Raw genomic sequence first — 13,233 nt, 5'->3', positions numbered from 1 at the left:
TTACAAATATTCCTGATTTTCTATTAATTCCAGAATAACATCTAAACGAAAATTTTCCACTAGATTTTTTAAGTAGTTAATTAGTTTTACCTCTGTTTTAGGAATCTGCATAATTAATTCACTTACTTGGCGATCATTAACAGATAATACAGCAAAATGTAATTGTTCTAACCATTCAGAAGACATGATATTTAAAGATTCTTTTATTACTTCTATTTGTGATTTTGTAGCAACAGAAGAAAAGTTATTTTTTCCTCCTTCCTCCTGCCTTCTTTTTTCTGAAGAAAAAAAGTTATTTTTTCCAAGTTCATCCTCCCTTCTGAATTCAGAATTCTGAATTCCTTCTTCCTTTTCATAGGAATAATTTATTCCCAAATGATTAGCTAACTTTTCTAGTAATAGATTTTCTGAAAAAGGTTTAGTAATAAAATCATCACAACCAGCGGCTAAAATAGCATCACGATTTTCATCAAAAGCATTAGCAGTTACAGCGATAATAGTAGTAGCTTTACCCAAGGCTGTTTGTTTAATAATTTTAGTTGCTTCATAACCATCCATAACAGGCATAACAATATCCATAAAAATTAAATGTGGTTTCCAAGTTTCCCAAATAGATATAGCTTTTTTACCATTTTCAGCTACCTGAAGTTCAAATCCTAAAGGTTCAAGTAATTGTAATAATAATTGACTGTTTTCTTCGATATCTTCAGCTATTAAAATTCGATATCTATATTTATTAGATGTTAAGTCTACTATTTTTGATTGATTAGCTAATGTTTCTCTGATTGATATTTCTTTTGATTTTCCGGAATTTTTGGCAATAATTTCAAATGTAAAAGTTGTGCCTTTCTCGACTTGACTACTAACAGATATTTCTCCACCCATTAACTGCACAAATTTACGACTAATAGGTAAACCTAAACCTGTTCCTTCTATGGTTTTTTTACCTGTAGTAGTTTGCACAAAAGGTTCAAATAAAGCATCTATTTCTGATTCTGCAATGCCTCGACCAGTATCGGCAATGGCAAATTTTATCTTATCTGAAGAGTTACTATTAGATACTGACAAAATAACTTTTCCTTGAGATGTAAATTTGATAGCATTACCTATAATATTAATTAGAACTTGACGCAATTTTCCTTCATCCGCAGTAATAATTTCAGGCAGGTCATCTGCCAGTTTAAATAAAAATTCTAAACCTTTTTCATTGGCTTTTACACTGAGCATATCTTGTAGATTTTGCAGAAAACTGTATAAATCAAATAAATCTTCTTTGAGTGTAACTTTTCCAGCTTCAATTTTAGACATTGATAAAATATCATTAATCAAACTTAGCAAATGTTCTCCACTATTATTAATAATTTCTATTTGTTCAATTTGATGTTTATTTAAAGAATTATCCCTGGCTAATAATTGACTAAAACCTAAAATTGCATTTAAAGGAGTACGCAATTCGTGACTCATAGATGCGAGAAAATTACTCTTAGCAAAATTGGCAGTTTCCGCAGCTTCTTTAGCATTTTTCAGATCAATTTCTGCTTGCTTATGTTCAATAATTAAACCAGTTAATCTGGCTAAAGAGGCAAGTATTTCTAAATCTCTAGTTTCTGGCGATCGCTGATTATGAAAGTACATTACAAAAACACCTATAACTTGCTCTTCTCCATCAGAAAAAATTGGTTCAAACCAACCAGAATACAAACCACTAAATAAAGCTTTTTCCTTGATACTTGAACATTCAGGAGCATTAACAATATCCTCAATAATTACCCGTTGATGAAGATTAATTACTTTACTCAAAGAACAAAGATTTTTCCAAGGTATAGAATCAATAGCTTGAAGCCAAATTTGAGGTACATTAGGTGCTACAAAAGGACGTAAATATTCACGATTTTCTGTTAGTAAAAGAATGGCAGAATTTAGTGATGGTAATATTTTGTCTATTTGAGTGGTTAATTCTAATAATACTTCTTGCAATGATTTACCTTGAGCTAATAGTTTCAGAGTCGTATTTTGAGCATTTTCTAATAATTCTTGTTGTTGACGCTCGGTAATATCAATAGCAAGAGAAGCAAATCCAATAGTTGTTCCTTCTGGATTTAAGAGAGGTGTATTGTACCACTCGCAAACAATTGTTTTACCTGTTTTCGTTAAGTTTTCGGTGATGATGCAGTTGTCACCCACAACTATTTCACCACTTTCCACCAAAGTGTTACTATTTTGAGGAACTATTAATTCTAATCCTTTCTTACCTATTATTTCCCTAGCAGTGTAACCAAAAATTAATTCTGCGGTATGGTTCCACGCAACAATTTCCCACTCAGTATTCCATTCAATCACACCCACTGGAGTATTTTCTAGGAGAAATGAAAGTCTTTGTTGAGAACCTCTCAGTTTTTCCTCTGCTTGCAAACGTTCTAATTCTGCTCCCACTCGCGCTGCAAAAATTTTCAATATTAACTCTTGAGACGAACTAATATTCATGGGTAAGACATCCATCACTCCCAATAAACCAATAACTTCTCCTTGAGAATTATATAGAGGAATACCCCAATAACTTTCTATATTGAAGTCAACTAACCAAGTATCATTAGGAAAAAGTTGTTGTACACATTCTGGATAATGATAAATTTTCCCCTCCAATACTTTCTCACAAGGAGTGTGTTGGGGAGAATATACAATATGATTTTTGACTTCTGAACCATTCCAAAATGCTCTCATTTCTAAGAGATTTTCTGACTGCTTTAATTCAGTAACACAAGTATAACGAACTTGTAAAAGTTGAGCTATCTTGTCAACACAAGCAAGGAAAAAATTATCACCTGTATGGGTTGCAGTACCTTCAACTATCAACCTGAGAGCATCTTCCCGTTGTTTTTGTTGTGTGATATCAATGCCAAAAGATTGAAATTCGATTAAATTACGATTACTATCAATAATTGGTTGATTAGTCCAACTTAACCATCGTAGTTCTCCAGAAACAGATGTCATCTGATTTTCTAAAGTTTTAGGATTCATTGACTCAATATGTTGCTGACTTAGTTCATTCTGTATTGATTGGGAAAATTTACTACCTAATAGTTCACTTGCAGATTTCCCAAAAAATTCACAGTAGTGGTTATTAACAAATGTGAGTGTACCATCTGGTTTCCATCTACAAACTAATACACTATCCTGTGACTCTACCAACTCCCGATAACGAATTTCACTTGCTTTTAAAGCTTCTTCTATTTCTTTGCGATCGCTAATATCCTGATGAGAAATTACCATTCTTTTGGGAACACCATTGTTATCCCAAAGCGCTTGTCCTTTAGCTGCAATCCATTTATAGGTATTGTCTTGACAAACTGTTCGATATTCAATCCTAAACTGTGAATGCTTTTGCTCTAGATATTCTTGTAAATAATTTATCACTTTATTGTAATCATCTGGATGAATACGACTACTCCATTCGTGATAATGAGATATAATTTCATGTTCCTCATATCCCCATATTGCTTTTAACCTGGGTGAAATAAATGCTTGATTAGTTTTAATATTCCAGTCAAAAATTCCTTCATTATTACCTTTTAATACTAATTGCCAACGTTCCTCACTTTTTTTGAGTGATTCTTCTATCTGTCTTCTAATAGAAATTTCTTGCTGCAACAGTTGATTTTGTTTTGCTAATTCTTGTCCTTGTTGTTTCTCCTGTGCTAAAAGATTTGCTTGAGCAATAGCAATCCCAAGTTGAGCTGCTACTGCTGCCAATAACTCTTTTTCTTCTCCTGTCCAATGACGGGTGTAACTACATTGATATAAACCAATTACTCCGTTAGTTTTGCCTTGATAGGAAGTTCTAATTACCATTATTGATTTGATGTTGAGTTGCTCGAATAAAGGCAAAACTGGTTTGAGCTTTTCTTCGGTGTAAATATTATCGGTAGCGATCGCTGAATCCTGTCCCAGGATAAGTTGAACGTGAGGATTACCTAATATGGGTATTTCCAAGTTAGAGTTTAAGTCAACATGAGAGTTTTGATAGTGAGCTACTATGGGAATTCTGAGTATAGGAGATTCTATATAGGTATGGATAAGACAAGAATCTACATTGAGAAGTTTTGCTATTTGAGTTGCTGCTGTTTCGTATACTTGTGTGGGTTCCAAATTAGAGCGAATTTTATCAGTAATTTCTTTGAGCAATAATGCTTGTTGTATTTGTTTTTCCAGAGAAACTTTAGCCGCAGAAAGTTCCATTTCTGCAATTATGCGGTCAGTTACATCTACTTGCACAGCTACATAGTGAGTCAAATTTTCGTAGTCATCATAAACTGGAGAAATTGTTACTTGGTTCCATAATTTATTACCATTTTTATGGGTATTTGGCAAGATGACTTGGCATTTTTTTCCCGTAGCGATCGCCTCTCTAATTTCCTTTATTTCTGGTTGATTTGTATCAGTATCTCCTAGAAAGGGATAATCTCTCCCAACAACTTCAACTGAAGAGTAACCTGTAATTTTTTCCAAACCAGAATTAACATATATTATCGGTTGACTATCTAAATTTACATCACCAATTACTATTCCTTGAGGTGCAGTAAATATTGCTCTTTCTAGTAACTTTAAACGTTCTTGTTCTTGACGATGTTCTGTAACATCTTTCATAGTCAATAGATAAGCAGTTTGATTTTGCCAAATCATTTCTCCTATCCGTGTTTCTAGAAATATTAATTTCCCTAATTTTTGTCTAACATATATTTCTGTTTCATTGCCATCTATCAGAGGCAAACCTATCTCTTCACCTATTAATTCTGCTGCTGATTTTTGCCATAATAATTCTGAAGCTTGATTCACAAAAACTATCTTACCTTCTTTATTAATAATCATCAAACCTTCTGACATATTATTAATAATTGCCGATAAATTTTTTTCGGTCTGTTTCTTTATTCCTATTTCTTGTTGTAGTTGCTGATTTTTAGTTTCTAATTCTAGGCGAAGTTTACTAATTGTAATTTGAGCTTCTATTCTTGCTAATAATTCTCCCGGATGAACAGGTTTACTAATATAATCTATTCCCCCGACAATAAATCCTTTTAATTTTTGATCAATATCAGATAAAGCGGTTAGAAAAATCACGGGAATATTAGCAGTTTTAGGATTAGCTTTTAAAACTTTACAGACTTCGTAACCATCCATTTTTGGCAACATAACATCCATTAAAATTAAATCTAATGGCTGGCTCTTTGCAGATTTTAATGCTTCTTCCCCAGAAGTTGCCTGGATTAAATTATATCCTTTTTCACTAATAATTTCAGAAATAAGATATAAATTATTAGGTCGATCATCAACTATCAGAATAGTAATTTGATTGTTATTCATATTTTTTTTTAGGGAACAGGGAATAATTAATAATTACCTTTTTTTTAGGACTTACATGGGAGGAACCCGGTTTCTAGGATAAATCGTTGTTTTGAGCAGTAATAATCTACCCTCGTATCGGGTTTCTGGGTTCATCTGCGTAAGTCCTGTAATTAATAATTACCTTTTTTTATAAAGAAGAGGATTGGCTAAAAGGAACTTTTTTTCTTTTTTCTCCATGACTAAACAATACAAAATTCTAGGAATAATTATTACTCTTTGAAGGCTTTCAGCTATCTAAAGATTAGAAACTTTAACAATAACTACTGAAATGAGGTACACCCTTCGCGGGCAAGATGCCCGCACTGCAACAATAACTGATAACTGAATTTAACGGCCAGTTTTATCTCTTTGTTGACGTCGGCGATCGCGCCACTCAGATGCAGTTAAATATATAATTCCGCCTGTTACAATTAACATTAATCCCGATGCTGCAACAGCCATAATATTCATTATTGTAAATTCCATAATTTCTCCTTTGATTATAGGTTTAATATTTTTCATTTTACCAACAAAAAAATACTCATACCATTTTATAAAAATAATTTTACAAATAGTAGGGCAATTGCATACAACGTCCCTACTTTATTTTGGAGTCCCCCCTTCCCCCCTTTGGAAGAAAAAAGGTTTTTTATCACGTTAGCAAAAATACTTTTTTCCTCCATACCTATTCCCAGTTAAGTGTTCCGTCAAACCCCTAAAAACAATAAATTTTTCTCTTTCTTCAAAAAATAAAAATAACTTCTAAATCCCAACTGTTCTCTTGACGAATTATTTCAATTATGCTAATAAATTCTCGTAAATAAAATCTCCGTTCTGATTCAGATAAATCCCACCAAAATTGGGGTATGGAAACTGCTTTAGCAGTCTCTAATAAATTGACTGGTGGTAGTTGGTTAAATTGACTTTCTAATTGGGAAATTTCTGTTTTTAATTTGTAAGTCCGGAGTTCGGCAGTTTCTCGATCAAAAATGCCATTAGCTACTAAATTTGGTAGTTGACAAAGAATCTCTTGTTTCTCAGAAATATGCTGTTTAATTTTACTTTTAATTCCATCCATATTTGGCATTTCTAAAGCAGCAACAGCAAGAGGTAATTCTCGACAAATTATTTCTATAGTTTGCTCCAATATTTTTTGATAAGCTAAAGCTTTACATTTGCGTTTGCGAGAACAACTTTTAGGTCGCAAATAAAGATATTCTCTATCTTTGCGAAATGTAGTCACTCTAGCAGTAATCATCGGAGATTCACATTCTCTACAGACAACTAAACCTGCTAAAGAATGGGGAGCACTAGCAGTGCGGGGTGGCATGGAACTGTTGCGCCGGAGCAAACGTTCCACTTGGGCAGCTTCTTCCCTAGAAATAATTGGTAGATGGGTGTTAGAGATAACCTCCCCATTTTGATATTGTAAGTCACCGCGATAAACAGGACTGCTTAACCACCGTCGTCCAGTAGTAACAGAAATTTTTTTGCCGTGTTTTTTCTCAATATAACGCACAGCACCCCGCAGAGACCCGAATAATAAAAACCTTTCAAAAAAATCTTTGACTACAGAGGCCGCACTGCGGTCAAGAGTGTAACGGTCTTTCCCTCGCCGATATCCGTAAGGTGCTTTCCCCGGCGGAGGTATAGCTTTCATCCGGTTGCGAGCGTGAGCTTGACGAATTTTCCGACTATGTTGGTTTTGACGAATTTGGTTTAGAAGTTTAAGTAAGTCAGTTTTGGTTGCTTGTCTATTAATAGCTTGGTCTTGGTTGATTTTAATATCTGATTTCAGGGAGATAATTTTAATATTGAGAAATTCCAGTTCGGTGAGGCGATCGCAGACTTCCTCTACAGAATCTCCTAACTCTTCAAGTTGGCGAATCAAGAGATAATTAACAGGTTGGATGTGACAGTCTTGGAAGAGTTGTTCAAGTTGTTGGCGATCGCCCAAGTCTTGATATATCTCATCAACTTCCCATCCCCAGATTGTGAGGTCTGGTGCAGTTTCCAACAGAGGGTCTGTGTATGAATAGGCAATAATTTTCACAAGCAGTAGGAAATTAATGAATAATGAATAATGAATAATTAATACAAGACTTATCCATGAACGCTATTGGTAGTAGACTGTTTCAGCTAAAAAAGTGCATTAGTAACACACCGTAGGGACGCCCTTATGCAACGTCCGTACAAGGAGCGCAGCAATAGCTGTAGGTTGGGTTGAGGGACGAAACAAGGACAATAATCTTTCTCCCCCACTCCCACACTTCCCCACTCCCCTACTCCCTAATGCACCATTTAAGATGAAACAATTCAGTAGTGGATTGTTTCGCCTAAAATAGTGCATTAGTAAGACGCCGTAGGGGCGGGTTTCACCGTAGGGACGTTGCATAAGGGCGTCCCTACAGCGAGTTTTCTATAGCTCGTTAGATAAACCCGCCCCCAGTGATATAAGCCACCGTCTTAGGGGCGGGTTTGTATAAATCTTAACAACGAGTTTTCTATAGCTCGTTAGATAAACCCGCCCCCAGTGATATAAGCCACCGTCTTAGGGGCGGGTTTGTATAAATCTTAGAGTAGTATCAAAATTACCGCATAAACCCGCCCCTACCCCATACACCATTTTAGATGAAACGGTCTAGTAGGGTGCGTTAGCGCAGTTCGTAACGCACCAAAACTCTATATATAGTGCCTCTCTCTGGGTAAGTGCTGAATTATTAACAGGACTTAAGCACGCGCAATGCATTTCTGTCCGATACGAGCGATAGCGTTTTGCTCCGCGACATGAATGGGTCGCAGTCCGTAAGAATAGCAATCTCAAATCACCAAAACTCGTCGATTATGCGTAAGTCCTGATTAATTATTAATCTCTTGTAATTCTATAATATTACCATCGGGGTCTTGGGTAAATAATGCAGCGCGACCGGAAGCACTCATTTGAATTGGGCAATTATTTGCTAGCAGTTGTGCTTTAGTAGCATCTAAGTCAGCGACAGAAAATGCTAAATGTCTGTTTCTGCCTAATTTTTCTGAGTTAACAACATCAGGAATTATTTCTGAAGACACTATCAAATGTATTTGAAAGTTACCAACTTGATACCAGGTGCCAGGAAAATTAAGAGAGCGATCTGTTTGTACCAAACCAAGAATTTGACCGTAAAAATGTTCGGCCTTTTCTAGGTCTGAAACTAAGAGAGCAGTATGGAGATATTGAGTTATTTGCATAAATATTTTCCAGATTAATTTTTATAGGACTTACCCAGAAACCGGATTGATCAAGGAAATTTCCTCGTCTGAGCAACAAGATAACCGCAATAAACCCGGTTTCTTGGTTGCGAGTGCGTAAGTCCTGATTTAGTTAGAGCGAGTTTGTCCAATAAATTTGGTAAAAGAGAAAAACAATAAGATAATAAACCTAATTTATTGCTTCAGTGCATAAATTCTTTTATGACTTACGCATGGACGCTATCTGTAGGGTTCGTTACCCTGACGCTAACGCACCAAAACTCTATATATAGTGCCTTTGCATAAATTCTGTTATATTATACAGCATATTTTGAATAACTAAAAGCTGATAACTAATACAGGACTTACGCAGAAACTGGGTTGATCAACTTTCGTGGTTTGAACTGAACCCAGAAACCCGGTTTATCCCAGAAACCGGGTTCCTCCCGTGTAAGTCCTATAATAATTAAAATGACATCTATCCAACTTAATTTATATTCCCATCAAACAACTGATGAAACCCCATATACAACATCTTCGTATTCAAATAACTACACCCAACGGTATTATAGCACCTGCTGATATGGAAGGTTTGCAAATACCCCCATATAAGTAAGGTTTCTCCTGATCTTAAAGTTTCTCTCCTAGAGAACTAAAGCCTCTTTTTCTCCTTCTTTCTTCTTTCTTTTTCCTTCTTCCTTACCTTTACTAAATAGAACTTTAATACCAAAATTAATTTTTTGTGTTAATGTAAGATGTGAAAAATCATAGTAAGTATTCGGCTATCAGCTATTAGCTTTTGAAGCAAATCTATAAATTTATGGACATAAATATACATAGTCAGGACTTACGCAAAGGCACTATATTATAGAGTATTGGTGCGTTGTGCCCTTGACATGTCGCTTAGCGTTTCGGCGCTTGAGCCGACATATAAAGCGGAGCTTTGCGGAACGCAAAACGCACCCTACCAATAGCGTTCGTGCGTAAGTCCTAATAGTTTTACAAGGTCAGATATATAGATGAAAAGTAGAAGTTAAAAGAGTGCTTCCTATTAATTTTTATTGCTCTTAAGCTGAGTTCTGAATGCTTCAAAAAATAACACCATCAATAATAGTAGTTGTTTTTCAGACAACCTAGAAAAGATGGTATAACAGTTGAAGCAACGGAAATTTTTGAGATTCTACTGTTCCCTGTCTTGGTCGATTGGATATGGTTAAGGAACCCATCCATCCCACCCTGGGGGAAACTCTGCTAACGACCGCTATTCCCAGTTAAGAGTTAAGTGTTCCCTATTCCCTGTTTTCTATAGCAAAATGATTCCTCAAAAACTGCAACTCCAAAATTTTCTTAGCTATCACGAAGCATCTTTGGATTTTACAGGTCTGCACACTGCTTGTATTTGCGGATCCAACGGTGCTGGAAAATCTTCCCTATTAGAAGCGATCGCCTGGGCAATCTGGGGAAATAGTCGCGCGGCAACTGAAGACGATATTATTAGTTTGGGAGAAAAAGAGGTACGGGTAGATTTTACGTTCTCTACTCACGGTAACATCTATCGCGTCATTCGTGGTCGTCGTCGGGGTCAGTCTCCGACTCTAGAATTTCAAATTAATACGGGTTCCAGGTTTAAAAGTCTGACCCAAAAAGGTGTCAGAGCAACTCAACAAAATATTATTGAGCATCTGAAACTTGACTATGAAACATTTGTAAATTCTGCATATTTGCGTCAAGGTAGGGCAGATGAGTTTATGCTGAAGCGCCCCAATGAACGGAAAGAAATTCTTGCTTCTCTGTTGAAACTTGACCAATATGATGCTTTGGGAGAAAAAGCTAAAGATATTGCTCGACAGTTTAAAGCAAAAGTGGAAATACTCGAACAAAGTCTGGTAACGAACCAAAAACAACTCCAAGAAAAGGAAGCGATCGCTCAAAAACAAAGTCACCTCCAAACTATTCTGACTCAACTACAGCAACAACAAGAAACTGATAGAGAACAACTTCAACAACTTCAAACTCAACAACATGAGCGCCAAACTTGGGAAAAATTATTGCGGAGTCAACAACAACAATACGACAAGTTGGTGCAAGAATGTTATCGCCTCAAACAGGAACTCGCAACTACGCAACAGCAGCAAGATGAACTATTGGCAGTATTGCAGCAGGAAAATGAAATTAAGAGTGGATATGCTCATTTCCAAAATCTGCAAACTACGGAAGAAAATTTATCTGCCAAATTTAAAAGACACCAAAATGCTCTCAATCAACGTCAACAACTTCAGGAGTTACAACGGCAACAACTACAGAAACTCCAAAACCATATTCAGCAATATCGAGGACAGTTAAACTCTCTGAAAGACCAGGAACAAGATAATTTGCATATTTTGAGCAAGGGTGCTGATATTGAAAATGCTTTGGCGCAACTACAAGCAGCAAGAGCAAAATTAAATAAACTAGATAAGTTACAAATAGAAGTTGCTCCCCTGATACAACAACGGCAAAAATTACAAACTGAACTCGAAAAAGGTCAAGCACGTTTGAGCGCACGTTTAGAAGAACTTAATTCTAGAGTCCGTCAACTACGGCGAACTCAACAGCAAAAACAACCCCAACTGAAAGCAACTTTAGAGAAAGTAGTTACAGAAATTTCTCAACTGGAGAATAAGCGAGTTTATCAACAACGGGTGCGGGAAAAAGGTCAGGAAAGACATCAATTTTTAGAACGTTTAATCCGCAATAAAAAAGATTATGAAACCAGACTGAAAGAGTTAGACCAAAAGTTACAATTATTAAATCAAGGTAATGGTAATGGCAAAATAACAGTCAAAGAATATCCACCTTGTCCGTTGTGCGATCGTCCTTTGGACGAACATCATTGGCATTTGGTGGTGGATAAACATCAAAGTCAGCAAAGAGAAATTAGAGATTTGTTGTGGGTAGCGCGGGAACAACTGACTATTTCTGAGCGAGAGATTCACGTTTTAAGAACAGAATATCGACAAATAGATGACGAGTTGAGTGAATATGATGAGTTACGGGAGCGTCGGGGTGGTTTACAGGTACAGTTAGATAATATTCAAAAGGATGAAAGTTTATTGCAAGAGTTAGTAAAGGAAGTAGAGGAAGTTGAGCGATCGCTACATACGGGTGATTTTGCCATTAATTTATATGCTGAAATTAGCACTTTAGAACAGCAACTTCAACAGTTTAATTATGATGACCGGAGTCATAGTTTAGCGAGGGAGGAGGAGAAAAAATTAAGGTGGGCAGAAATTAAGTATGGGCAAATTAAGGATGCAGAAACAAAGTTAGGAAAAGTTCGGGGTCAGATGCCAGAAATTGAGTCACAAATTGTTAGTTTAGAAAAAGATTTGGAGCGACAAAAACAAGGTTCTGAAGTACAGCAACAAATTTTGGTTATTGAGAGAGAAATGGCAGAGATTGGATATAATTTAGATGAACATAATAATATTAGGTCGGAGTTGAGAAAAGCACAATTTTGGTTAACTAGAGTTGAAAAATTACGTCAAGCTCAAAAACAATATCCTCAGTTATTAGACAGAATCAATGAATTGAATAAAGTTATCGAAAATCGACAGCAAGATTTAGCCGGAATTAAGGGTCAGATATCTGTTTTAAATCAACAGCTAGAACCAGCTCCTAATCTGGATAAAAAAATTGCTTATTTAGATAAAAAAATTCAAGAGTGTCGTCAGGAATTAGACGAAAAATTAGGAAGTTTAGGTAGAGTGAAACAACAGTTACAACATTTAGAAAATTTGCAAGCTCAGAATCATCAACAATTGGCAGAATTACAAACTACGAAACGGCAATATCGAGTTTATCAGGAATTAGGTTTAGCTTTTGGGAAAAAGGGGATTCAGGCATTAATGATTGAGAATATTTTGCCCCAGTTAGAGGCAGAAACTAATCAGATTTTAGCGAGGTTAAGTGCTAATCAATTGCACATTCAATTTGTTACCCAAAAAGCCACAAAAGGAAGTAAGAAAAATGCTAAATGGATAGATACATTAGATATTTTAATAGCAGATACTAAAGGAACCAGACCTTATGAAACTTATTCAGGAGGGGAAGCTTTTCGAGTTAATTTTGCCATTCGTTTGGCTTTATCGAAATTGTTGGCGCAACGTTCTGGTACTGCCTTACAAATGTTGATTATTGATGAAGGTTTTGGTACTCAAGATGCGGAGGGATGTGACAGATTAATTGCTGCTATTAATGCCATTGCTGCTGATTTTTCTTGTATATTAACAGTGACTCATATTCCTCATTTTAAAGAAGCTTTTCAAGCTAGAATTGAAGTTACTAAAACTGGTCAAGGTTCTCAGATTATGTTGTCGGTCTGATCTTTAAGCATTCAACATTCAGCTATCAGCAGTCAGCTCAATTTTTCTACCAACCCTACACCCCCAATGTATGTAGGGGCGGGTTTCACAAGAAATTCATCGGTATGAACATTAAATTAAATAAACCCGCCCCCACACACACCCAAATTTATCGGTATAAATATTAAATTAAATAAACCCGCCCCCACACACACCCAAATTTATCGGTATAAATATTAAATTAAATAAACCCGCCCCACACACACCCAAATTTATCGGTATG

Annotated in this window: 5 protein-coding genes; 1 reads left to right on the top strand and 4 read right to left on the bottom strand. The window is 35.8% G+C overall.

What is annotated here, in order from left to right; all coding sequences use genetic code 11:
• From VKJ25_RS10115 to VKJ25_RS10100, 4 genes are all read right to left on the bottom strand, one after another.
• Positions 1-5,358, bottom strand: coding sequence for a PAS domain S-box protein (locus tag VKJ25_RS10115; RefSeq protein ID WP_324236507.1), 5,358 nt, complete (start codon positions 5,356-5,358; stop codon positions 1-3).
• A gap of 369 nt (positions 5,359-5,727) precedes the next feature.
• A complete protein-coding gene (locus VKJ25_RS10110; RefSeq protein WP_324236506.1) occupies positions 5,728-5,865 on the bottom strand; it encodes a hypothetical protein in 138 nt (45 codons plus the stop codon).
• A 256-nt stretch (positions 5,866-6,121) separates the two neighbouring features.
• Positions 6,122-7,432 carry a recombinase family protein gene (locus VKJ25_RS10105; RefSeq protein WP_324236505.1) on the bottom strand — a complete coding sequence of 437 codons (1,311 nt, stop codon included), beginning with the start codon at positions 7,430-7,432 and terminating at the stop codon, positions 6,122-6,124.
• Between the two features lie 806 nt (positions 7,433-8,238).
• Positions 8,239-8,607 (bottom strand): VOC family protein, encoded by a 369-nt coding sequence (locus VKJ25_RS10100; protein WP_324236504.1) that lies wholly within the window; start codon positions 8,605-8,607, stop codon positions 8,239-8,241.
• 1,313 nt (positions 8,608-9,920) lie between these two features.
• Between VKJ25_RS10100 and sbcC the strand changes: the two genes are divergently transcribed.
• Positions 9,921-12,971: an exonuclease subunit SbcC gene (gene sbcC / locus VKJ25_RS10095; protein ID WP_324236503.1), complete on the top strand. Its 3,051-nt coding sequence runs from the start codon at positions 9,921-9,923 to the stop codon at positions 12,969-12,971.
• The last annotated feature ends 262 nt before the right edge of the window (positions 12,972-13,233 follow it).

It is taken from the genome of Okeania sp., assembly GCF_035285525.1.
GTDB lineage: Bacteria > Cyanobacteriota > Cyanobacteriia > Cyanobacteriales > Microcoleaceae > Trichodesmium.
The sequence above is the reverse complement of the archived record's forward strand: the minus strand, read 5'-3'. Positions and strand labels throughout refer to the sequence as shown.